The organism is Thermodesulfovibrio sp. Kuro-1, assembly GCF_006538445.1.
In the GTDB taxonomy this organism is placed as follows: Bacteria; Nitrospirota; Thermodesulfovibrionia; order Thermodesulfovibrionales; family Thermodesulfovibrionaceae; genus Thermodesulfovibrio; species Thermodesulfovibrio yellowstonii.
Genome location: NZ_BJKS01000005.1, coordinates 173388 through 197587, shown reverse-complemented (window position 1 = coordinate 197587; position 24200 = coordinate 173388). Strand labels below are relative to the sequence as shown.

General features: G+C 30.7%; 29 protein-coding genes. All 29 read left to right on the top strand.

The window, feature by feature from the left end:
- Window positions 1-233: 233 nt before the first annotated feature.
- The 29 genes from FLY87_RS08295 to FLY87_RS08160 all read left to right on the top strand — a co-directional run bounded on the left by FLY87_RS08295 (window position 234) and on the right by FLY87_RS08160 (window position 24176).
- Window positions 234-1358: a GDP-L-fucose synthase gene (locus tag FLY87_RS08295; protein ID WP_141266878.1), complete on the top strand. Its 1125-nt coding sequence runs from the start codon at window positions 234-236 to the stop codon at window positions 1356-1358.
- Window positions 1359-1403: 45 nt separating this feature from the next.
- The gene (locus FLY87_RS08290) at window positions 1404-1610 is read left to right on the top strand and encodes a DUF2281 domain-containing protein (RefSeq protein ID WP_141266876.1); all 207 of its coding nucleotides are present in this window, start codon (window positions 1404-1406) and stop codon (window positions 1608-1610) included.
- Window positions 1610-2005 carry a PIN domain-containing protein gene (locus tag FLY87_RS08285; RefSeq protein WP_141266874.1) on the top strand — a complete coding sequence of 132 codons (396 nt, stop codon included), beginning with the start codon at window positions 1610-1612 and terminating at the stop codon, window positions 2003-2005. The genes FLY87_RS08290 and FLY87_RS08285 overlap by 1 nt, the downstream gene beginning before the upstream one ends.
- Window positions 2006-2252: 247 nt before the next feature.
- Window positions 2253-2813, top strand: a complete 561-nt coding sequence (locus FLY87_RS08275; protein ID WP_141266872.1) for a hypothetical protein — start codon at window positions 2253-2255, stop codon at window positions 2811-2813.
- Between the two features lie 376 nt (window positions 2814-3189).
- Window positions 3190-3462 carry a HEPN domain-containing protein gene (locus tag FLY87_RS08270; RefSeq protein WP_141266870.1) on the top strand — a complete coding sequence of 91 codons (273 nt, stop codon included), beginning with the start codon at window positions 3190-3192 and terminating at the stop codon, window positions 3460-3462.
- The gene (locus FLY87_RS08265) at window positions 3459-3590 is read left to right on the top strand and encodes a hypothetical protein (protein ID WP_181406017.1); all 132 of its coding nucleotides are present in this window, start codon (window positions 3459-3461) and stop codon (window positions 3588-3590) included. The genes FLY87_RS08270 and FLY87_RS08265 overlap by 4 nt, the downstream gene beginning before the upstream one ends.
- A 91-nt stretch (window positions 3591-3681) precedes the next feature.
- Complete coding sequence (locus FLY87_RS08260; RefSeq protein WP_141266866.1) at window positions 3682-5052, top strand: flippase; 1371 nt, start codon at window positions 3682-3684, stop codon at window positions 5050-5052.
- Window positions 5053-5057: 5 nt separating this feature from the next.
- Window positions 5058-6548 carry a hypothetical protein gene (locus FLY87_RS08255; RefSeq protein WP_141266864.1) on the top strand — a complete coding sequence of 497 codons (1491 nt, stop codon included), beginning with the start codon at window positions 5058-5060 and terminating at the stop codon, window positions 6546-6548.
- Window positions 6549-6592: 44 nt separating this feature from the next.
- A complete protein-coding gene (locus FLY87_RS08250; protein WP_181406016.1) occupies window positions 6593-7036 on the top strand; it encodes a hypothetical protein in 444 nt (147 codons plus the stop codon).
- A gap of 277 nt (window positions 7037-7313) precedes the next feature.
- Window positions 7314-7556, top strand: coding sequence for a helix-turn-helix domain-containing protein (locus tag FLY87_RS10440; RefSeq protein WP_373920418.1), 243 nt, complete (start codon window positions 7314-7316; stop codon window positions 7554-7556).
- Between the two features lie 13 nt (window positions 7557-7569).
- Window positions 7570-7758: a hypothetical protein gene (locus tag FLY87_RS10435; RefSeq protein ID WP_373920417.1), complete on the top strand. Its 189-nt coding sequence runs from the start codon at window positions 7570-7572 to the stop codon at window positions 7756-7758.
- Between the two features lie 69 nt (window positions 7759-7827).
- Window positions 7828-8427, top strand: a complete 600-nt coding sequence (locus FLY87_RS10430; RefSeq protein ID WP_373920416.1) for a transposase — start codon at window positions 7828-7830, stop codon at window positions 8425-8427.
- A gap of 99 nt (window positions 8428-8526) precedes the next feature.
- Window positions 8527-9927 (top strand): flippase, encoded by a 1401-nt coding sequence (locus FLY87_RS08240; protein WP_141266860.1) that lies wholly within the window; start codon window positions 8527-8529, stop codon window positions 9925-9927.
- A 2-nt stretch (window positions 9928-9929) separates the two neighbouring features.
- Window positions 9930-10358 (top strand): bifunctional 2-polyprenyl-6-hydroxyphenol methylase/3-demethylubiquinol 3-O-methyltransferase UbiG, encoded by a 429-nt coding sequence (locus tag FLY87_RS08235; protein ID WP_141266858.1) that lies wholly within the window; start codon window positions 9930-9932, stop codon window positions 10356-10358.
- A gap of 274 nt (window positions 10359-10632) precedes the next feature.
- Window positions 10633-11031, top strand: a complete 399-nt coding sequence (locus FLY87_RS08230; protein WP_141266856.1) for a class I SAM-dependent methyltransferase — start codon at window positions 10633-10635, stop codon at window positions 11029-11031.
- Window positions 11028-11411 carry a methyltransferase domain-containing protein gene (locus tag FLY87_RS08225; protein WP_181406015.1) on the top strand — a complete coding sequence of 128 codons (384 nt, stop codon included), beginning with the start codon at window positions 11028-11030 and terminating at the stop codon, window positions 11409-11411. The genes FLY87_RS08230 and FLY87_RS08225 overlap by 4 nt, the downstream gene beginning before the upstream one ends.
- 1 nt (window position 11412) lies before the next feature.
- Window positions 11413-11805, top strand: coding sequence for a bifunctional 2-polyprenyl-6-hydroxyphenol methylase/3-demethylubiquinol 3-O-methyltransferase UbiG (locus FLY87_RS08220; RefSeq protein WP_141266852.1), 393 nt, complete (start codon window positions 11413-11415; stop codon window positions 11803-11805).
- 4 nt (window positions 11806-11809) lie between these two features.
- Window positions 11810-12115, top strand: coding sequence for a hypothetical protein (locus FLY87_RS08215; RefSeq protein ID WP_141266850.1), 306 nt, complete (start codon window positions 11810-11812; stop codon window positions 12113-12115).
- Window positions 12116-13282: a glycosyltransferase family 9 protein gene (locus tag FLY87_RS08210; protein WP_141266848.1), complete on the top strand. Its 1167-nt coding sequence runs from the start codon at window positions 12116-12118 to the stop codon at window positions 13280-13282. It abuts the gene before it with no gap.
- 355 nt (window positions 13283-13637) lie between these two features.
- Window positions 13638-14585: a glycosyltransferase family 2 protein gene (locus tag FLY87_RS08205; RefSeq protein WP_141266846.1), complete on the top strand. Its 948-nt coding sequence runs from the start codon at window positions 13638-13640 to the stop codon at window positions 14583-14585.
- A gap of 14 nt (window positions 14586-14599) precedes the next feature.
- Window positions 14600-15019, top strand: coding sequence for a GtrA family protein (locus FLY87_RS08200; protein ID WP_141266844.1), 420 nt, complete (start codon window positions 14600-14602; stop codon window positions 15017-15019).
- Entirely contained in the window at window positions 15006-16631 is a 1626-nt protein-coding gene (locus tag FLY87_RS08195) for a hypothetical protein (protein WP_141266842.1), read from the top strand. The genes FLY87_RS08200 and FLY87_RS08195 overlap by 14 nt, the downstream gene beginning before the upstream one ends.
- 12 nt (window positions 16632-16643) lie before the next feature.
- The gene (locus FLY87_RS08190) at window positions 16644-17681 is read left to right on the top strand and encodes a glycosyltransferase family 2 protein (protein ID WP_219995008.1); all 1038 of its coding nucleotides are present in this window, start codon (window positions 16644-16646) and stop codon (window positions 17679-17681) included.
- 215 nt (window positions 17682-17896) lie between these two features.
- Complete coding sequence (locus tag FLY87_RS08185) at window positions 17897-18874, top strand: hypothetical protein (protein ID WP_181406014.1); 978 nt, start codon at window positions 17897-17899, stop codon at window positions 18872-18874.
- A gap of 177 nt (window positions 18875-19051) precedes the next feature.
- Window positions 19052-19996: a UDP-glucuronic acid decarboxylase family protein gene (locus FLY87_RS08180; RefSeq protein WP_141266838.1), complete on the top strand. Its 945-nt coding sequence runs from the start codon at window positions 19052-19054 to the stop codon at window positions 19994-19996.
- Window position 19997: 1 nt separating this feature from the next.
- Complete coding sequence (locus FLY87_RS08175) at window positions 19998-20939, top strand: glycosyltransferase (RefSeq protein WP_141266836.1); 942 nt, start codon at window positions 19998-20000, stop codon at window positions 20937-20939.
- Complete coding sequence (locus tag FLY87_RS08170) at window positions 20936-21499, top strand: bifunctional 2-polyprenyl-6-hydroxyphenol methylase/3-demethylubiquinol 3-O-methyltransferase UbiG (RefSeq protein ID WP_141266834.1); 564 nt, start codon at window positions 20936-20938, stop codon at window positions 21497-21499. Before FLY87_RS08175 ends, FLY87_RS08170 begins: the two co-directional genes overlap by 4 nt.
- A 256-nt stretch (window positions 21500-21755) precedes the next feature.
- Window positions 21756-23561 (top strand): hypothetical protein, encoded by a 1806-nt coding sequence (locus FLY87_RS08165; RefSeq protein WP_141266832.1) that lies wholly within the window; start codon window positions 21756-21758, stop codon window positions 23559-23561.
- Between the two features lie 9 nt (window positions 23562-23570).
- Window positions 23571-24176 (top strand): hypothetical protein, encoded by a 606-nt coding sequence (locus FLY87_RS08160; protein WP_219995007.1) that lies wholly within the window; start codon window positions 23571-23573, stop codon window positions 24174-24176.
- The last annotated feature ends 24 nt before the right edge of the window (window positions 24177-24200 follow it).

The following is a 24200-nucleotide window of genomic DNA, read 5'->3' as shown; positions in this document are numbered from 1 at the left end:
GATTTTTTTGTCGTCTGGATTTTTTCATTCGGTTTTTTTTGTCATCTGGATTTTTTCATCCCGTTTTTTTTGTCATCCCGAGCGAAAGCGAGGGATCTCATCCTGAGGGCTTTGCCTGAAGGGGCTCAAAGAAGAAGGGATTCTTCGCCTTCGGCTCAGAATGACAGCTAGGCTGTCACCCTGAGCGATAGCGAAGGGTCTCCTACTAAATAGGAGCGAAAGGTTTAGAGAAAATGCACATAAACAGTAAAATAGCAGTTCTTGGAGCAAGTGGATTAGTAGGTTCTGCAATACTGAGAAAGCTTCTTGAAAGGGGCTACAAAAACATAATCGGAACCTACAAAAGCAGAAAACCTGCTTTAAAGGAAACTCCCCTCTTTCAGGTTAACCTTACTTCCCAGAGAGCTACAGAAGTGTTCTTTGAAACTCAGAGACCTGATTATGTTTTTTTATCAGCTGCAAAGGTTGGTGGCATTCTTGCAAACAATACCTACAGGGCAGACTTTATCTATGAAAACTTAGCCATAGCCATGAATGTGATTCATAGTTCCTATAAATACAGAGTAAAAAAACTCCTCAATCTTGGCTCCTCCTGTATCTATCCAAAACATGCCTCCCAGCCTATGAAAGAAGAATATCTTCTTACGGGCTCTCTTGAGCCAACAAATGAACCTTATGCTTTAGCAAAGATTTCAGCTATAAAGCTTTGCAGATACTATAATGAGCAGTATGGAACAAATTTCATCTCTCTGATGCCGACAAATCTTTATGGACCAAATGACAATTTCAATCTTGAGACATCCCATGCTTTACCTGCGCTTATAAGAAGGTTTCATCTGGCAAAAATGTTAGAAGAGGATAGCTTTGAAAAGATAAGGAGAGACTTTAAGAAGTATCCAATAGGTTTTGGCTTAGATAACAAAATAAACTTTGCAGACAAAGACTCATTATTAACCGTCCTTTCAGAGCTTGGAATTAACAGTTCTACATCCAAAGCAACTGTTACCCTCTGGGGATCTGGAGAGGTTTTCAGGGAGTTTCTTCATGTAGATGACCTTGCAGATGCCTGTCTGTATGTTATTGAAAAGGTGGATGCAGAAGAGATGAAATCTCACTGTGCAGATTATTTTTTAAATGTAGGAACAGGTGAGGATTTAAAAATAAGGGAGCTTGCAGAAATAATCAAGGGGATTGTGGGCTTTAAAGGGGAAATACACTTTGACCGCACAAAACCTGATGGCATGCCAAGAAAGCTTCTTGATGTAAGTAAAATCCGAAAACTTGGCTGGACCCATAAGATAAGTCTGGAAGATGGAATAAAAGGGACATATGAGTGGTATAAAGATTTTGTCATATAATTGTAATTTAATAGAAAGCTTTGATAAAATTTTAAGGTGAATAAAATGGATACTTTAATAGATATGATCAAAAAATTACCTCCAGAATATGAACAAGAGGTTCGTGACTTTATTGAGTTTTTATTAGAAAAAAAGAGAATCAAACAAAAAAAAGAGTTAACACTCTCATGGCGTGGGGCTTTACAGAATATTAAAGACAAATATACATCAGTGCAACTCCAACATAAAATATTAGAATTGTGGAATGATTAGTGTATCTAATTGATACCAATATAATCCTTGAATTGCTCTTAAACCAAACAAGAGCAGATGAAGTAGATAAATTTTTTCGCAATATCCAATTAGAAAAACTTAACTTAACTGATTTCTCACTTTTCTCACTTGGAATAATCTTAATAAAGAAAAGACAGTCTGTGATTTTTACTGAAATTATAAATGACCTTTTATTGAATGGTGGTATCCAATTATTAAGGCTTTCTTTGGAGGATTTTAAAGATATAGCAAAATTTGCAGATATTTTCAATCTTGACTTTGATGATGCTTATCAGTATACCACGGCTGAAAAATATAACTTAACAATTATCAGTTTTGATTCAGATTTTGATAGGACTGTAAGAGGTAGAAAAACCCCTGCAGACTTAGTTTAAAAAACCTGAAGGAACACCAAGAAAGCTTCTTGATGTCGGCAGGATACAAAAACTTGGCTGGACACATAAAGATAAGTCTGGAAGATGGAATAAAAGGGACATATGAGTGGTACAGAAAATTAAAAAGAGGTTTATGAGGAGAAATGAAACTGACTGTGATTTATTTTTGAGCTACAATTTAAGCCATAAGAATGTTTATGATAAAATTATAGGCAGATACCATTAAATATAAAAGGAGAGCAATGAGATGGAGTGGGAAAAGATAGCAGAAAAGATAAGGGATTTGGTATTAGGTGAGATAAAGAATGAGTTTAAGGATTTTAGAGCATCTGTAACAGGAGAGCTTTCTGGATTCAGGCTTGCAATAGAATCCCTAAATGCAAGGATGAGCTCAATAGAGTCAAGGCAGTCTAATATGGAGAATGAACTGAGAGATATCAGGCGGGCAATTGATGAAACAAATAGGAAGATAGACGAGGTGAGGGCTGAGCTAAAGGCTGAGATTATGGCAAACACTGCAAGGATAGATGAGACAAACAAGAGAATAGACGAGACGAACAAAAGGATAGATGAAACAAACAAGAGGATAGATGAGACAAACAGGAAGATAGATGAGACAAGGGCTGAGCTAAAGGCAGAGATTATGGCAAACACTGCAAGGATAGACGAGACGAATAAACGGATTGATGCCTTATATTTAGAGACATCTGAGATCAGGGGAGATTTAAAGAAGGCATTAACAGATAAAGAAATCATAAATGACCTCATCCTTAGAATTGAAAGACTTGAGACAAAGATTACTGTTTAAGCAAGTAACTAAATATATCTGCAAAAATAAGGAATGAGAAATCATTAATGGGACTTGAAAAAATTATAATGATATAAAATTTGAGGAAAGACTTAAAAAACCACATCCAGTTAACCCCCAACATTCAACATTGAGCTTTGAACTTTTAGCCTTGAACATGGATACTTCGGTTAAAAAATATAGATGGCTTAAAGACTGTTTAAATTTGATTGTATTAGCCAAGATTGACATTTGGTAAACAAAAAGTATGATTTTATATGAAGAGAGACTTTCCTAAAATTAAAGGCTATAAAAAAGCATACATGGGAGTTTTAAGGCAACTCAAAGACCTATGCTTAGCCTACTATAAGGATCCAAGAATATATAGAGATATTAAATGCTTAATAAAGAGCTTTCTGAAGACCGTTTAAAGAGAGCGAAATTGAGATTTAGAATTCTTAATGAATTCCTGAAAGAAAAAGATTATGCAGATGTAATAAGGACATGTCAGGAGATTGTGGAGATCATACAAAAGTCAATTCTCATTAAAATAGGTATAAACCCACCCAAATGGCAAGATGTAATTGATATTATTTTAGAAAACAAGGATAGATTGCCGTCCGACATTGCCATTGCCTTAAACAGACAGAAAAAGACTCCAAGTGGTTGAGAAGCCAGAGGGAAATTGCCTTTTATGGTGCAGCGGATTTTATTCCAGCAAAGGACTACACATTGAAAGAAGCCAAAAAAGCAATCTCTGTAGCAGAAAAAATTCTTAAGATTTCAGAGAGATTTTAAAAAGTAGGAGATAATTGGAAGCACATTACAAGTTTAAAAGAGAAGGATAAAAAGCCATATGAACGGTATAAGGGTTGAGGTCTTTTGACTCATGAATTTAATTTCAAGCAAAACATTGCAATTAAAATCTAAGATTTACAGTTTACTAACCCACACTGGCTTTCGTAAATACTTTGCCAACACAAGCTGGCTGATGGCAGAAAAGGTCTTTCGGATGGCGGTAGGCCTTTTTGTTGGTGTATGGATAGCGAGATATCTTGGACCGGAGCAATTTGGTTTGTTAAGTTATGCACAGGCATTTGTAGCTTTATTCAGTGCAATAGCAGGATTGGGATTGGATGGGATTGTGGTGAGGGAGCTTGTAAAAACACCTGAAAGAAGAGATGAGCTTCTTGGCACAGCCTTCTGGCTAAAAGTGCTAGGTGCTTTTGCTACATTGATAGTGATTGGAATTGCAGTCCAATTTACCTCCAATGATTCATTTACCAATCTCCTTATTTTTATCATAGCTTCATCCACAATATTTCAAGCTTTTAATGTAATTGATTTCTATTTTCAGGCGACTGTGCAGGGAAAGTATATAGCCTATGCAAATAGTATTAGCCTTTTTATTTCGAGTGTAGTTAAAATCGCACTGATATTATATAAAGCTCCATTGATTGCCTTTGCAATGTTAGCGTTATTTGATAATTTGATTTTAGCTCTGGGGTATGTTTATTTTTACATTAAACAAACCAGAGCATTAAGCATCCAATATCTCAAAATATCTACTGCTAAAAACTTATTACGAGATTCTTGGCCATTGATTTTTGGAAGTATTACTGCACTTATTTATATGAAAATCGATGTTCTACTGGTAAAAGAATTTCTTGGGAATAAAGAAGTTGGTTATTATATTGTGTCTCAAAGAATAAGTGAATCTTTTCTTTTTATAACAACTTCTATAACACAAGTAGCTTTTCCTGCTATTGTTAAAGCAAGACAAACTAATCTCAATTCATATATAGAAAAGATATATACAGTATATAAGATACTGGTAGCAATAGCTTTTCTTGTTTGCATGATTATAACATTATTTTCTAAATGGATAATTCTCTTCTTATTCAGTCCGATGTATGAACCTTCAATTAACGTTTTAAAATTATATGTGTGGACTACAATTTTTGTATTTCTAAGTAATGGTAGTTGGTTGTTTTATTGGAATGAAAACCTTCAATTTCTTGCATCTTTGCGCCTAATGATAGGAGCTATTTTGAATGTAATTTTGAATTTTATTTTGATACAAAAATATGGTCTTGCAGGAGCAGCGATTTCTTCGCTCATTTCATACTCAATCTCTTCATATTTTTTTAATGCTTTTAATAAAAGGCTAATTATTAACTTTAGACTTCAGACTTTAGCTTTATTCCATTTGTTAACTTTAACATTATGTTGTAAGAATTTTAATATAAAGAAAAGGTGAATGTCATGGAAAAATTTAAAATTCTAAAACTTAAAAGATATGAACTAGAGAAACAAAATGATTTTAGTGTAGATTATTTAACTTGCTATAGTTTAAAAAATGAGAATAGTTACATTTTAAAAATATATAATCAACCTAATTATTATAATGAACTTTATGAGAACAATTTGTTAGAAAAACTCAATAAAGCTAAATTAATTCCGCCTACAGAGTATGTGAAAGTCGAATTTGATAATGGTCAAATTCATTACGGATTTTTGCAAAAGAGAATATTTCCCATGACATATCCTTTTGAGTGGACACCATCTATGCTCAAAGATGCAGCTAATAAAATTTTAGAAATTGTTGAGTTAACCAATACTTTTGGCTTTACTTTAAAAGATGCCCATCCTTATAATTTAGTTTTTGATGAGTCTTTTTTACCATTATGGATAGATTTGGGTAGTTTTATTAGAATAGACATTAATAGTTCGAAAGAAAAAATTATTTTTCCTTCCTATCCAGAATTTTATGCACTGTTTTATGCACCTCTATTATTGGCTCAAGAAGGTTTGGTTAATATATCTAAAACTCTATATTCTGTTATTAATTACGATGTAAAGGAAATATTAATATTGGTGGAAAAAAAATTACGTTATTTTAGTGTATTTCCAAATAAGATAAAAGATAAATTAGTGCGTTATTATCTTAATTATAAATACGTAAATATGGTAAATGATTCAGAAATATTAAAAAAGCTAGATACTTTGAAATTTAGGTATCTATTAAAAACTTTTTTCTATATTTTAAAAATGTTTAAGTTTCCGTTTGCATTGAAATTTCATAAACTAAGAAAAGAAATAGAAGAGATTAACTTTAGTTTTGATACAGCATGGTTTAATTATTATGATAAAAATAAACTAGATCACGAGATTGTAAGTAACCCTATAGCTTTAATGAAGATACTTCCTCCACGTTTTATAATTATTTCGGATATCATTAAAAAAATTGGTGTAAAAGAAGTTATAGACTTAGGTGGTAATATAGGGCTTTTGGGATTTTATTTAATGAAACAAGGAATAGTAAAGAAATACATTAATATAGACACAGATGTTGGAGCTATAGACTTTTGTTATAATATTATAAAAAAGTTAGCATTTAAAAACTTTTATTGTGTTAATAGTAATTATTTTATTCCAAGTTCTCCATCTTTATTTAAATCTATTGAAGAAAGATTTAGAAGCGAATGTGTAGTTGTACTTGCTCTCACACATCATCTTATTCTTTCACAGAAGTTAAATATATCCTATATTCTTGATAAGATTTCAAAATTAACTGAAAAGTATGTTTTAATAGAGTTTATGCCTTTAGGGTTATGGGATGGGAAACAGGCACCACCTACTCCAGATTTTTACAATATTAATTGGTTTAGATCTAATTTTTTAAATTACTTTAAAGTACTTGAGGAAAGAGTATTAGAGGAAAATCGGATTCTTTTTGTTGGTTATAAAAAATAGAATTGATACATGTTCCCGACTTTTTTATTTAGAATGGACTAACTTTGGGTTGGGCTACATGGGCTAATCGCTGGAGATATTTTGATTTAAATATGAATAGCATGGATTCCACAGATTTTATTGATGAACTCATAACATATAAACCTTCCAATAAATATTGGAAAGATATATTTAAAAAAATGAAAGAAAATAAGATTGACTCATGGGGTTACATTTGGACATTTTATTTGTGGAAGAACAAAAAGATTAGCATAATTCCAAATGTTAATCTTGTTTCAAATATTGGCTTTGGGACCGATGGAACACATACATTAGATCCAACCTCAAAATTTTCCAACATGCCTAAGGCTGAAATGGTTTTAACTACACATCCAAATAAAATAGAGATAGATTTAGAAGCGGATGAATATACATCGAAAAAACAATTCAGCTACAAGCCTTTTCTTGTAAGAGCTTTTAATAAGTTGAAGAGAATATTGACAATATAAGATTTAGGAGGTTATTAAAATGCTCTCCCCACTATGTGAGAGTATACATATAAATAAGCTAACAAAAATTGATAAAAACCAATTGCTATATAGTTATAAGAAATTAACTAACATAGATTTTGGCTATTTAATTACTCAAGATATTTATACTTAACCCATTAAATAGTGGACACGATCAATTAGTAGAGTTTAAACTTTCTCAGATGAACAGAGGAAAAAAATTAAGAAAGGGGGGCAGTATAGATGAAACAAAGGAAATGGTCAGCAGAAGAAAAAAATGGCAATTGTTTTGGAAGGAATTAAAGGAACTAAATCTGTGGCTGATATTTGCAGAGAGCATAAAATCAGTCAGGCTCTTTATTATCGGTGGAGGGACAAATTTCTTGAAGGAGGCAAGAAAGCTTTAAACAATGCTCAAGTAGATGATAATGTTTACAGAGCAGAGAGAGAGAAACTTCAAAAAATCATAGGTAAGCAGGCAATCCAGATAGAGATATTAAAAAAACAGAAGAACTGTTAGGAAAAAAATAGAGATGGTCAAAAAGCTTAGTGGGGAGGGTTATTCAGTAAAAAACTGTTGTGAAGCAGTTGGGATATCAAGAAGCAGGTATTACAGCTTTCAGAAGCATAAGGAAAAAGAAAAATCTCAGAAAGTGGGCGGGGATGTATTAATACTGCAGAAGATAAAAACAATAAAGACGGAGCATCCATTTTGGGGTTAAAGAACAGTAACAGCATGGTTAAGGCAAAGGGAGGGTTTATTAATAAATCACAAGGCAGTAAGGAAAATAATGAAAGACACGGGATTACTTGCCATACAAACAGTTCACAAAGCAAAGAGAAAGGCAATCCAGAGAAAACCTCAGGCTATAAGAGCAAAACAAATCTGGGGAATAGACATGACAAAGTTCATGCTTATAGGTTGGGCATATTTAGTGATAGTGCTTGACTGGTATACAAAGAAAATAGTTGGATGGAATTTATCTTTAAGGAGCAGGAGTTTACAGTGGAAAGAAGCTATGGATATGGCTATACAGAGGGAATTTCCAGAAGGGGTAAGGGGCAAGGGATTAAAACTTGTAAGTGACAATGGCAGTCAGCCCACTTCAACATCTTTCATAAGAGAGATGGCATTGCTTGGGATTGAACAAATATTTACGTCTTATGATAATCCAAAGGGAAATGCAGAAACAGAGAGGATAATGCGAACGATCAAAGAGGAGTTAATATGGCTTAATGAGTTTTCAAACTTTGAAGAAGCCAGAGACAGAATAAGAGAGTGGATAACGAATGATTACAACAAGTTATATGTTCACAGTAAGCTCGGATATTTATCTGCTGAGGAATTTGAGTTAAAATATTATCTTGAGAGGGAAAGAAATGTTGCATAGAACTCTACAAATTGAAACACTAAAAAGTGTCCTCAAAAACGGGGTGCAGTACAGATAAAAAGCCATATGAACGGTATAAGGGTTGAGGTCTTTTGACTCATGAATTTAATTTCAAGCAAAACATTGCAATTAAAATCTAAGATTTACAGTTTACTAACCCACACTGGCTTTCGTAAATACTTTGCCAACACAAGCTGGCTGATGGCAGAAAAGGTCTTCCGAACAGGGGTAACTCTTTTTGTAGGCGTATGGGTTGCAAGATATCTTGGTCCTGAGCAATTTGGATTACTTTCCTATGCACAAAGCTTTGTCGCTCTTTTCACTGCCTTTGCCACTCTTGGACTTGATGGTATTGTAGTTAGAGAGCTTGTGAAAGACGAAAGTAGAAGAGAAGAACTTCTTGGAACTGCTTTTTGGTTAAAAGTCATTGGCTCCGTTGCCGTTCTGCTTATTCTCGCAGTAGCGGTTAATTTTACATCTAACGATAAATATACCAACATGCTTGTATTCATAATTGCGAGTGCAACCATATTTCAGAGTTTCAATGTGATTGATATGTATTTTCAGGCAAAAGTTTTAGGTAAATACATTGCCTTTGCTAACAGCTTAGCCTTATTTTTAGGTTCTTCAGTAAAGGTTGCATTGATTTTGAATCACGCTCCCCTTGAAGCATTTGCCTTGGCTGTAGTTTTTGACGGATTCATTTTGGCTATTGGATATGTGTATTTTTATGGACTGTCATTACGAGCGAAGCGAAGCAATCTTCACTCAGACATTCAAAATGCAAAGTTTTCCATTATCCCTTTAAAATTTAAAAGACAAACTGCTGTTTCACTTTTAAAAGATTCATGGCCCCTCATACTGAGCGGAATAGTTATAATGATATATATGAGAATTGATCAGGTCATGATCAAAGAGATGCTTGGTGCCGAAGCAGTTGGTCAGTATGCAGCAGCTGTCAGGATAAGTGAGGCTGTATTCTTTTTATTTCCTGTGATGATTAATTCTATGGCACCGGCTTTCTATAATTCTCTAAAAATTGATAATAAGACTATTTCTGAAAAAAGAATTAAAATTTTTTATAGCACAATTTTCTATTTGTGTTTAATTTGGTCAATATTTATCTTTATAATTAGCGATAAACTGATTTTATTATTGTATGGGCATAAATTTTCAGAGTCGATTAGCATTTTTAAAGTGCATGTTTTTTCAAATATTTTAGCTTTCATTGGCGGTGTGACAAATTTATGGTATTTGGCTAATGGGTATTCAAATCTTACATTCTATAGAACTTTACAAGGAGCAATCCTGAATATTATTTTAAATTGTATACTTATTAATAAATTAGGAACTATTGGAGCAGCAATAGCTACAGTTCTTAGTTACTTTCATGTTGCTGTGATAACGATGTTTCTAAGCAAAAAGACTAGAAAAAATGGTAATCTTTTTATTTTATCTCTGATTTATCCATTTAAAGTAATCACTTTCAAGGAGAGTTAAAAATGAAAGAAATATTTGATTCATACATTGAAAACGCCTTTGGTGAGGAGAAACAGGCAGAATTTAAATTTAAGCAATTTGAGATTAATTACAAGAGATATTTCCCAGCGAATAAAAATGCAAAAGTTCTGGATATAGGAATAGGACGAGGTGAAATGCTCACGTGTTTTAAAAATTGGGGTTATGAAAATTATATTGGAGTAGATATTAGCCCAAGCACAGTGAAATTTTGCCAGTCATTAGGCTTAAATTGTATTTTAGTTGAGAGCACCGAACAATTTTTAAGAGACAATCCTAATACATTTGATTTAATAACTTTGATAGATGTTTTAGAACACATACCGAGGAAAAATGTCATTACCTTATTAAAACTAATAAGGAATTCTCTAAAAGAGGGGGGGGGGAACTCATCATTCAAGTCCCTAATTTAAGCGCTCCTGACTCAAATTTACACATGTATAATGATTTTACGCATTTAGTAGGATTTACAGAAAAGAGTTTAAGTCAAGTTCTCATTGCCTCTGGATTTCGAGATTTTCATTTTCAACCATTTGAGGAAATATACTCTGTTAGTTTTAAAAGCTTGTTAAAAAAAGTATTAAGGAGGATGTATTGGAATATAGTAAGATTTAATCGGAAGATTAATTGTAACATCGATGCAAAAATTTTAACGCCAATATTTTCAGCAATTGTTAAAAAATAAGAATGAAATGTAAAATTTGTGGACAATCTTACTTGGAGGAAATATTTAATGCAAAGATTCTTAAAAAATATAGTATAACTTACTTTTTTTGCCATCAATGTGGCTTCCTACAAACTGAAGAACCCTTTTGGCTTGAGGAGGCTTATGCTGAACCAATCAATACCTCTGATACTGGATATATTCAGAGAAATATAACTTTATCTCAAAAAACAACGATTTTGCTTAGTTTGTTCTTTAATAGAGAGGGAAAATTTTTAGATTATGCTGGCGGATATGGAATGTTCGTTCGATTAATGAGAGATATAGGATTTGATTTTTATTGGTATGACAAATATACACCTAATTTATTTGCAAGAGGTTTTGAAGCGACAAACTGGGGGGGGGGAAGTACGAGGCAGTGACAGCATTTGAATGTTTTGAGCACTTTGAACATCCAATGGATGAATTTGATAACATGTTGAAATTTTCAAATAATATAATTTTTTCTACTGAACTTTTGCCTGATCCAATTCCAAGACCTGAAGAATGGTGGTATTATGGTTTAGATCATGGACAGCACATTTCTTTTTATAGTCGGGGGACCTTTGCGTTCATAGCTAATAAATATGGACTAAACTATGAAAATTTAGGTGGATTGCATCTTTTAACTAAGAGAAAAATTAAAAGTGCTTATCTTAAAATTTTGAAATTAAGTAAGTTTGGATTGCATAAGTTATTTCAAATAATGCTAAAAAGTAAGACATGGGAGGATTATTTAAATCTAAGTAGCAGGGGGTTTTGATATGGATCATAATATAGATTATTTTAAACTCCGAAATGTATCCTTTGAAAATTATGCTAATTTTAAGCTACCTAAATGGATTGAACAAGAGATTACCAGCAAGGACTTATTCATTCTTGACTATGGTTGCGGACTTGGTCAATTACTTAATGCATTAAGAGATTTTGGATGCAAAAATATATATGGAGTTGATATTGATGACAAGGCAATTGCATTTTGTAAGAAAAAGGGACTTGCTGTTGAAAAAGTCAACCAAGAGAACTTGTTAAATCCGTTCCATTTTAAATTTGACGTTGTGATTATGTCTCATGTTTTAGAACATATTCCGAAAGATCAGATAATTAGCACTCTAACTTGTATCAAAGACAGATTTCTCAAGGGGGGGGGGGGGTAAAATCTTGATTGCTGTACCAAATGCTCAGTCTAATACAGGTTGTTACTGGGCATATGAAGATTGGACTCATACTACTTTATTTACAAGTGGCTCAATCTACTACGTTCTAAAAGCTGCAGGTTTTGAAAAGGTAGAGTTTTTAGATATTGATTGCATATTAGGTTGTCCGGTTGTAAAATCAATAATTAGGAAGATTTTCCTAAATATCTACAAAATCAATAAAAGTTTTTGGAATAAAATAACATGTAGTTCATATCATCAGCCATCACCTGAAATTTTTAGTTTTGAAATCAAAGTAAAAGCTGAGTAGATGGGACTAAAGGTTTTAGCAAAAGATATAGTTAAATTATCCATACATACTGTAATAAACTCTCTAATCAAACCATCTCAAAAAGTAGAACATAAATCCATGCTTATCATACGTCTTGATGCCATAGGAGATTACATACTTTTTAGGAACTTTATAAAAATTTTAAAGGATAGCGACAAATTCAAAGGTTATAAAATTACTTTACTGGGAAATATAGCATGGAAAGAATTAGCTGAAACTTTAGATTCAAAAGAAATATCACATTTTATTTGGTTAGACAGAAAAAAATTTGCCAAAAATCCGTACTATAGATTAAAAAAACTTAAGGAAATAACTGCAAAAGGTTACGAATTAGTCATATCTCCAGTATATAGTAGAGAGTTTTATTACTGTGATACAATAATTAAACTCATTTCTGCAGGTCAAAAGATAGGAAGTTCAGGAAATTTATCAAACATAAAAAAGTGGCAAAAGAGAATTAGTGATAAATTCTATACAAAATTGATTCCAGCTAAAGATGAAATTATTTTTGAGTTTTATAGGAATAAAGAGTTTTTTGAGTATCTGTTGCAGCAACAAATAACATTGAGAAAACCCTTCATTCAAATTCCTGATGTTAATTTATCCTTTGAACTTCCTAAAAAATATGCGGTTTTATTTATAGGTGGAAGTGCGAGTTTTAGAAAATGGAGTATTGAAAACTTCGCAAAAGTAGGATTATATTTAAAAGATACATATGGGTATAATATAGTTCTTTGTGGTTCAAAAACTGATTTGATAGACTCTGAGAGCTTCAGGAGATCTTTTAAGAAGTCATATGTTGACCTTGTTGGTAAAACCAATTTAATTGAACTCTTGCAAGTGATAAATAGTGCTGAAATAATAATTTCCAATGAAACAGTAGCCTCTCACATGGCAGTTGCGTTAGATAAGAGAGTAATTGTAATATCCAATGGCAACCATTTTGGTAGATTTACACCATATCCAAAAGAAATAACCTCAAATTATTTTGCTGTCTATCACTCAGAGATAGAGAAAAATTTGGATGATTATAAAAAATTGAGCAACACTTATGGATTTATTAGTAAATTAAACATAAATGAAATAACCTTTGAGATGGTAAAAGTAAAGATAGATGAATTATTAAACGATTTGAAGAAGTGTTAATGAAAGGATTGATTACTTAGATAGGAGAAAAACTTGAGCATGACCAATTACAGAAAAATTATATCTAAGGACAGTGCTGTTATTATCAACCATCCCGAAGACAAATTCGAAACTCTCTTATTTCTTCCTCCAACAGAAAGCAGAAAAGGAGAGGGGGGATTAAGGAAAAAGTGTTCTCTTGATTTGAAAAATCTGGGGATTCCTCGCAGACCCTTCGCCCAAGGCTCAGGGCTCGCTTCGCTACGCTCGGGATGACAGACGGAGGTAATTGAGAAGTTTTAGAGCTTATAATTCATTGAATTTCGATAGGTTACAAGTTTTTGAACAGTCTCATACTATAATCAGGAGGTTTTTGATGCAAACTCCTAAATTAGTAATTGTAGTGCCCTGTTACAATGAGGAGGAGGTTTTGCCTGAGACTATCGTTAGGTTGACTAATGTGATGAATGAATTGATGGAAAAGCAAAAAATTTCACGGGATAGTTTTATTTTATTTGTTGACGATGGAAGTAGAGACAGGACATGGGAAATAATAGAAAATACAGCAAAAATTAACTCTACAATAAGAGGACTTAAATTAACAAGAAACTTCGGGCATCAAAATGCTTTGATTGCTGGAATGGAGTATGTTGTTGATAAATGTGATTGTCTTATAACAATTGATGCTGATTTACAGCAAGATGAGAATGCTATTGGAGATTTTTTAGATAAATACTCATCTGGGGCTGAAATTGTATTAGGAATAAGAAAAGATAGAAAAAAAGACGGTTTTTTTAAAAAAATGACTGCATTAGGATTTTATGAGCTAATGAAGATATTTGGGGTTAGAATTTTAAAGAATCATGCAGATTACAGATTATTAAGTAATAGAGTTAATAAAGAATTATTAAAATTTGCTGAAGTAAACCTTTTTCTTAGAGGTTTAATCACTTATTTAGGATTTAAGACTGAGGTTGTATACTTCGATGTAAAGGAGCGTTTTGCAGGTAAATCGAAGTATTCATTTAAAAAAATGCTTGCCTTTGCATGGGATGGTATAACATCTTTTAGTGTTGTACCTCTAAGATTCATTACTTTGACAGGTTTTTTAATTTTCCTTGCAACTATTTTTATGAGTTTTTATGTTTTATATGTTGTCTTTTTTACTGATAGAGCTGTTCCAGGATGGGCTTCTACTGTTTTACCAATGTATTTCTTGGGTGGAGTTCAGCTTTTATCTCTTGGTATTATAGGAGAATATATCGGGAAAATATATAAAGAAACTAAGAGAAGACCGAGATATCTGATTGAAAAAGAGTTATAGTTGAGACTATGCATATGAAATATTTTGATTTGTATCTGAAAAAAACAATAGATAGAAATTTTTTACTTTACTTACTTATTGGAGTAGTTAATACCATTGTCGGATTTGGACTCATATTCTTTTTGATGTATATTAATTTTAAGCCAGAATTAGCTAACTTTTTGGGATACTGCGTAGGTATAATTGTATCTTTTTTCTTGAATAGGAAATTTAATTTTAAATCAAGAGGACATGTAATAAGAGAGATAAAAAAATTCGTAGTTGCCATGGGAATAGCTTACTCAGTCAATCTTTTAACTCTTATTGCTGCTTTAAGAGTTTTTCAATTTGATAAATATATCGCTCAAATTATTGCCGGCAGCTTTTATGTAGGAGTAGGATATTTATTGTCAAAATTCTGGGTTTTTGAGGCTGGACAAAGTGAAAAAAATTAAAAAATTTTCAATATTACATGGTTTTTTCTATTTTGTTGTTATTATTTATGGAGTTATGATTGTTATTTGCTCAAATTTTGGCGTTATAGACGATCACGGACTTCTTGATACATTACTTGTGGGCAAAAATATGCCACTGTTTATTAGTCCTGAAATCGGTAGATTTTATCCTCTTAACGGATTTGAATATAATTTAATTTCCAAATTATCTATCTCCCCTACAATTTTTTATGCATATAATTCACTCCAATTTTTTTTGGTTATTTTTCTTCTTTATAGAATTTTAACTGAAGTCATAGGAGAAAAATATAAGAGATGGGTAATTTTTTCTATTCTTATACTAATTTTTTTACCCGGATTTGTAACAGCTTTTTATAGATTATTTGTTCCAGAGAGAAATGTATTCTTTTTTTTGGTAATATTTCTATTTTTATTTCTCAAGTTTCAAAGAGAACAAAAAGTCTTATATATGATAGCCGGTTTGATAGCCTCAAATATTGCTCTTTATTATAAAGAGCCGGTTTTTATAATGCTCGGTAGCTTTGCTTTTCTTCATTTTACATTTGGATGGAAAGAGCTAAACTTAAAGCAAAAAATATTTGACTTTCTAATTTTAGCTTCGTCATTTTTATTCGCTGTTGTTTATTATTTCTTGGTTTATTTGAATAGAGGGGCATCTCTTTATGGACAGACTACAATATCTTGGATTTTAGCCTTTGCTAAAAATATCCTCAATTATTTTATTAGTGAACCAATTATCTTTTTCTTTATATTCCCACTTATTTTGTGGAGAGTTTACTTTGTCTTCAAAAATAAAAAATCTGATATTTTATTAGATTCCCTGCTTTTTTCCTCTTTTGCCTACGTTCTTGTTTTTTTAAAACTAAATATTTTTTCGTATCACTATTTATTGCCAGCTTATGTGTTTGCGATTATACCAAGTGTGTATTACTTTTTTAATGAGAGGATGTATAGGAAATCAGTATTTAAGTTTTTGGGATTTTTTACTCTATTTATGATAATTTGTTCTAATCTCCCAACATCTTTGCATCTTATATCTCATTACAAAAACGTGCCTCATAATTTTCAGAACACATTGAATTTCTTATCAGAGTATATAAGAGAAAATTCAAAGGATGGCAAAAGGGTATCATTATTTCTATATTCAGTGGATAAAAATACTGGTGTCGAAATTTATCATAGTTTCATAAAATATCTTGAATTTAATGGACTAAATCATAATAAGTTTGATGTGAAAACTGATACTGAAGATAGTGGGATATTACAATTTGTAGGAGAAAAACATAGTCCCTACAGCGTATTTAATCAAAGGACTCCATCTAATGTTGTGGTTGGTGATTTGATAGTAATTACTCCATATACTTTAGGATATATTGACATTAAACACAAGAAAATTAACGAATTATTCTTATCTTACCAACTTCTTTATCATGCCAAATCTTTTATGGAAATTCCTAATTTAAGCGTAAAAGCCTTAATAAAATATATAGCCTCTCAAAAAAAGGAAAGATTAAGAGACGGCAAAGTTGTTGTGTCAGAAAATATCTATGGTTTGCCCTTAGATTTTTATGTTTTTAAAAAAGTTAGATGAGATGTAAGTAATATGAGTCTTAAAACTAAGGAAAAATCTCTCATAATCAACCATCCCGAAGACAAATTCGAAACTCTCTTATTTCTTCCTCCAACAGAAAGCAGAAAAGGAGAGGGTGGATTAAGGACAAAGGGATATTTTAAACACAATTATAAGCTTAATCCTGAGGATAATCTCTGGTATATTTGCGACACAGCGGGTGATTTAGTAAAACCAGCACCTGAGGAGATTCAGAGGGAGATAGTTGATTTTATAGCTTCCATGAAGAGTTCAGAGCCTGAGATGGCGAATATATCGGATATAACTGAGCTACCACTAATTACAGTTATAACCGTTGTCTTAAATGGAGAAAAATATTTAGAACAAACCATCCAGAGCGTCATAAACCAGACCTATCCGAATGTAGAATACATAATTATTGACGGCGGCTCTACTGATGGAACACTGGATATCATAAAAAAGTATGAAGATTATATAGACTACTGGGTAAGTGAAAAAGATAGGGGAATCTATGACGCAATGAATAAGGGAGTAAAGGTTGCTTTGGGAAGTTGGATTGGTTTCTTAGGAAGTGGAGATTTTTATTTTTCCTCTGCTTTAGTTGATTATGTCATGTCTGATATTAATAGTGAATTAAAAGATTGTGAATATTTATCATCAAGGATTGGTTTAATGAAAAATAACAAAATTGTAAGAATAATTGGGCAGGAATGGAATTGGAGAGTATTTAAGAAATATATGAATGTTGCTCATGTAGGTTCTTTACATTCTATAAATTTATTTAAAAAATATGGTCTCTTTGATAACAGTTTTAAAATTGCAGGAGACTATGAATTTCTCTTGAGACCTAAATCTGAATTGAAAGCGAGATATATAGATAAAATAACTGCAACCATGAATATAGAGGGAATAAGTAATAGAAATATTAAAGTCTTTTACGAAACTGAATTAGCTAAAATAATTCATACTGGAAGAAATAAATTGCCAATAAAGTTAGAAAAATATTTAGTTATTTTAAAATGGTTAATAAGAAAAGCAATCATTTATTAAATTTTAAATTAACTCTTTTTCTTTTAACATTTTCAATTTCAGGAATAGTCTCTAAATTTACGATTTCTTACCGGGGCAGTGTAGCATTTCAAATATTTTTGTTGATTTTTATATCATTTGTAAGTTTGTTTTATTATTCTATAAATAGAAAATATTTTATTTTTATTTTATTTGTTTTTAGTTTTATTAGTTTACATCTTTTGATTGCTACATTCATGTATGGATTTGAAAGCATTGAGAAATCTATTTATTCCTTATTTTTTCTTTTAGTTGTAATCTTGTCTGCTCCTATCTTTGTTAAAATTATAGAAAAAGCAAATCAAATTATAATAAAGAGATTAATATCAATTCTATTTTTATTTTTTATCATAAATGGATACCTATCGGTATTTTTACAACAAAAACAAATTGTTCTTAATAAAAATATGATTCTTTTCCATGAGCCGTCCCATTATGCATTAGCATTAATTCCAATAGCGATAATATTTTTATATCAATCAAAAATTATCATTAAGTCCATTTCAATATTTTTTATAATACTTTTATCTTTGCTTTTACAAAATTTGACATTATTATTAGGTTCTTTCTTTATATCTTTGTTAGCAATTATAAGAATTAAAAACCTTAATTTAAAAAGAGTTTTCTCTTTAGTGATTTTTATATTTTTATTAGTATCATTTTTAGCCTATATCATATTGAATAATCCTTACTTTCAAGAAAGAGTTCTCTTTGTTCAAGAAAACTCTTCTGTATTGGTTTATCTTTCTGGATGGGAAAGAGCATATTTTGCATTAGTTGATAGTAATTTAATAGGATATGGTTTTAATAGAATGGGATATATTGAAACCAGAAGCAAGTATCAGGATATATTAGATAGTCTTAATTTAGGAGATTTGAATCTATATGATGGAGGGACTACTGCTTCAAAAATTATCTATGAGTTTGGAATATTTGGTTTTATTGTAATTCTTATTTATTTATTAAACTTTTTTAAGTTAACTAAAAAACTAATTAGTAGCAGAATATCCTCTTATAATGAAGTTCTTTTTATCTCCTACTTCTTAAGTTATTTTTTTGAACTTTTTATTAGAGGAGTAGGTTACTTTTCCATAAATTGTTTACTTTTTGCAAGCTCCTTTTACTGGATATTTACGAAGTATTTTATCTATGAACATAGCCCTAAATACTCTTAGTGCTCGTGCTGGTGCAGGTATTAGTGTTTTTCAAACACTAATGAAAGCACCGAATATGGTAAAATCATATATTTGTTAAGATTTTAAGAATAAAATTTTCTTCAAATATAAAATTATAAACAGATAAAGGATAAATTAAAAATAAAAGCAAAATTATCCAGACGGAGGGCTTAATTTATGTTAAAAAAGAGAGTTTTAGTCACAGGCGGGGCAGGTTTTATAGGTAGTCATCTATGTGAGAGACTTTTAAAAGAGGGTAACGAAGTTATTTGTGTTGATAATTTTTATACAGGAACTAAGGAGAATATAAAACATCTGCTTTCAAATCCATATTTTGAAATTCTTCGTCACGATATTACCTTTCCCCTGTATGTGGAAGTTGATGAAATATATAATTTAGCCTGTCCGGCTTCACCTGTGCATTATCAATTTGATCCTGTTCAGACTGTCAAAACCTGTGTGCATGGCGCTATAAATATGTTGGGACTTGCTAAGAGGTTGAAGGTAAAAATTTTACAAGCTTCAACATCTGAAGTATATGGAGACCCCGAGGTTCATCCTCAATCAGAAAGTTATTGGGGGAATGTAAATCCTATCGGACTAAGAGCCTGCTATGACGAAGGTAAAAGATGTGCTGAAACATTATTTTTTGCTTATCATAGGCAACATAACTTGAAGATAAAAGTTGCAAGAATATTTAATACTTATGGTCCAAGAATGCATCTAAACGATGGTAGAGTTGTAAGTAATTTTATTGTTCAAGCCCTTAAAGGTGAAGATATTACTGTCTATGGTGATGGCAGCCAAACAAGGAGTTTTTGTTATATAGAAGACTTAATTGATGGGATTATAAAATTGATGAATAGCGATGACAGTATTACAGGACCTCTTAACTTAGGTAATCCTGATGAGTGGACAATTTTAGAATTAGCTGAAAAAGTTTTAAAATTAACTAAGTCAAAATCAAAGATAGTTTTCAAACCCTTGCCTGAGGATGATCCAAAACAAAGAAGACCCGATATTGAAAAAGCAAAAAAAATATTGAACTGGCAGCCTAAAATTGATATAGATTATGGATTAAAAGAAACTATAGCTTATTTTAAGAAAATCCTAAATTTGTAGAATGAATTTAAAAAATTTTAAAATCGCAATTGTTACACCCGTTTATGAAGACAGAGAGTCTCTTAAAATGTTGCTTGAAGATATTGAAAAGCTCACATTTGATGTTACAGTATTCGCTGTTGATGATGGCTCTGTAAATAAGCCTTTGCAAAGAGAGGATATTAGTCAATTTAGAAAAGTCAGTATTAAAATAATAAAGTTAACAAGAAATTTAGGACATCAGAAAGCTATTGCTGTAGGATTAAATTATGTATATCATAATTATAAAAATGAGTTTGACTTTGTCGTCACAATGGATTCAGATGGCGAAGATATACCAGCACAAATATCAAACTTAATAGAATCTCTTCTGAGAGAAAAAAAGGATATCGCTGTTGCTTCAAGAAAGAAAAGAAAGGAGACAATTAGTTTTAAAATTTTTTATTTTTTTTATAAATTGATATTTGCGATTTTGACGGGAAAAAAAATAAATTTTGGTAATTTTATAGTATTTCAGTCAAAACTATTAAAAAGAATAATTTCAATGAATGAAATATGGCTTCATTTAGCCGCTTCAGTATTGTTATCAAAATTAAGAATAGCCTATGTTCCAACAGATAGGGGGAGTAGATATAGAGATAAGAGCAAAATGAACTTTGTTGGACTTGTTTTACACGGTTTTAGAGCATTGATGGTATTTGCTGAAGATGTTTTAGTCAGAATTGGTATATTTTCTACTTTCGTAGCATGTTTATCCGTAATTGGTATAATAATCGCTTTTATTCTCAAATTTTGGGGCAATGCAACCCCTGGATGGTTTTCTATTGTAGTCGGTGTGTTGTTTGTTGTTTTTTTGTTGACAGGTATTCTTTCCTTAATATCATTAATGTTAACGGGGGTTTTGAAAAACAATACAGTTTCAAATAGAAATTATGAATTTTTAATAGATGAGGTTTATGAATGACAGTTTTAAAAGATTATAAGATAATTGATGGCATAAAAGTATTTGATTCAGAAATACCAGAAAACCATCCAGATTTTGATGCTTCTACGCTTGATGAAATTTTTGAGAGAGAAGAAAAACATTTTTGGTTTATAACAAGGAGAAAAATAATTTTAAGAGTTATGAGGAATTTTATAGATACTGAACAAAGAATTATAGAGGTTGGTGCTGGTACTGGCAATATTTCCAAGTATCTTTTTGAAAATGGGTATAAAAACATTTGCGTTGGGGATATCCATATGAAAGGTCTAAAGTATGCTAAGAAATATGGTATAAGCGAATGTTATCAATTTGATCTGCTTCAATCTCCTTTTGAAAATGAGTTTGACGCAATCTGCATGTTTGATGTATTAGAACACCTATCTGATGAAGATTTAGCCCTTAAAAATATATACAAGATGTTAAATTATAATGGCAAAGTAATTCTAACAGTCCCTGCACATATGTGGTTATGGAATAGAATGGATGATATTTTAGGGCACAAAAGAAGATATACTAAAACACAAATAATACTCAGATAATACTCAGATTAAAGGAAAATAGATTTAGAGTATTATGGGCTAGATATTTTTTTAAAAGTATAGTCCCTTTTCTCTTTTTGAGAAAATTTATTTACCCAGACGACATAGTTAAATTAAAAAAGGCAAATTTTGAAATAAATCCTTTAATTAACAGGATTCTCTTATTAATAACTGAAACTGAGTACAGAATGGAAAAATTTTTACCAGATTTATTTGGAGGTAGTTTGATAGTAGTAGGGGAGAAGGAATAGGATAGATGCCTTTTTTTAAGTTGTACATAAACTATAATATTTTTTTTAATGTAATAGTTGGCTTTTTTTATTTTTTAGGAGTTTATTGGCTGGGATATTTAACAAATAAATGGATAATTTTTAGACAAGCCTATAAAGTTTGGATACCTTATTATCCCGTACTTGGCACATTAATTGTTTCGCTATTAGTTCAATTACCTGGTTTTTATAGTGTATATTGGTTTAGAGAGTGGATAACATTCTTGTTTTATTTTCTATTTAGCTTGGGTTTTTTCTTTTTTGTTTTTCTTATTAAGAATTTAATTCTTAAAAATTTTAGCCAAATAAGATTGATTAATTTAGATTTTTATTTTTTACTACTCATCTTCGTTTTTATAAGTAGCTTTTTAATATCTCTTACGCCTCTATCGAAGCACGATGAACTCTACTATCATGCAGTGTTACCCGGAAGAGTTGTATTGGACAATGGAATAAACTTCTATAGATATCCAATAGAAGCTGCTGTATTACCACATATGCTTTTTCATTTTAGTATCGTACCGCTTTTTAATGTGGGCTTTCCAAATGCATCAAACTTATATGCTTATTTTTTTTCAATTCTACTCTTCTATTTATTTTATGAGAAATTAAAAGAAAAAACTTGGGGAAAAATAGATAAAAAATATATTTTTTTATTAACTTTGTTGACTTTAATTGGAATGCATCATTTAGTTTTTCATACAACTTTAGGTGGACATGCATTTAATGAATTCTGTATGTTCTCACTTTTATGTATGATTTTGAATAGGGAAAAAATAGGAGATGAGAAGGTTTATTATTTCTATATAGGTGTTTTAAGTACTGGTGTTGTAGGAAGTAAGATTTCGTATGCACCCGTGATTATTGTAATTTTAATTTACTTTACAATTTCAATAATAAAATCTGGAAGATTATCCTCTTTAGTTTACATGTATATACCATTTTTAATTTTCTTATTACCTATTATAGTATTTACATACGTTAAAAGTGGTTCTCCTTTTGGCCCTTTTTTCATAGAATTCTTTGGTTCTAAAATTTATACTATTGATGAAGTAAAGAATTTCATCTTTAATTACTCCATTAAGCTTCCTTATTTAAATTTAGAATTTTCTTATTTTATCAAGAGTATTCTGTTTGATTACTCTATTTTAGTTGTTTTATCGCTTATTTTATTTTTGTTTGCTGGATTTAAAATGAACAAAATTATATGGTTATTAAGCATTTTAATGTTAATAGCAATATACGTTAAACTACCCCATGATATAAGATTTTGGGGGGGTTTTCTATATTGCTTTGTTATTTTAAACATAAATTACATGACTAAAAATTTAAATGTGTTAGAAATTTTTAAGAGTAAAATTACATATAAGATAGTAAAATCATATATTCTATTTTTTTTATTTGTTATATTTGTCTATAGCTTAAATTTTTATAATTTCTATTTTACAGATGATAAGAAAAAATGGATGTTTGAGAATATAGGACTTTATGAAGAGTACTTAAAAATAGATAAATTAGTTGATAGTGATTCTGTAATTTTATTATTAGGAACTCGTGGAAATGGTGCTTACTCTCCGAGATTAATTGTTTATGATTGGAAAGACCTTGAATTACATAAAGAAAAAACTAAATACTTGCTATACGTTGGAAATACTGGAGAATTAGAGAATAGATTTAGAGATTACAATTTGATAAAAATTTATGAAAATAACTCAGCAATGATAACTTCTTATAGAACACCTTTTAAATCAAAAGATATAGGACAATTAACTCTATATAGATTAGAAAGGTAGAAATGACCAATGGCAAAAGGAATGGTTAAAAAATTTAAAATTTTTATTCTTTACCTGTTTATTTTCTCTGTTTTATTGATAAGTATTCATTATATTCATATGAGATTTTTCAAGGTGAATGTAGTTCTTTATAGTGCTCTTATGGATGTTTTAATCGGAGTTATTATTACCTCTTTTTTTCTATTTAGAGTAAAAATTTATGACTTTTTTGAAAAATTCCTAATTTTGTTTTTATTTTTATTGGCCGGATACGCTTTTGCTATTTCAATTCCCACTGTAATTGATAGGTCTTTATCCTTTTATATATTAGAAAAGTTAGACCAGCGTGGTGGCGGAATTCAAAAAGAAAGATTTAAAGATGTTTTTATCAACGAATACTTAAATGAACATAGATTAATTGATGTAAGATTAACTGAACAACTTGAATCAGGAACAATAATAATAGAAAAAAATTGCGTAAAATTAACAAATAAGGGTTACATAATAGCAAAAATAAGCAGATTTTATAGAAAAAATTTTCTCCCACCCAAAAGATTGTTAATGGGTGAGTATTCTGATGATCTTGTTGATCCATTTAGAAACAGTAAACCTAATGTAGACTATTTATGTAAGTAATTAAGAGCGATATATGTTATTGGG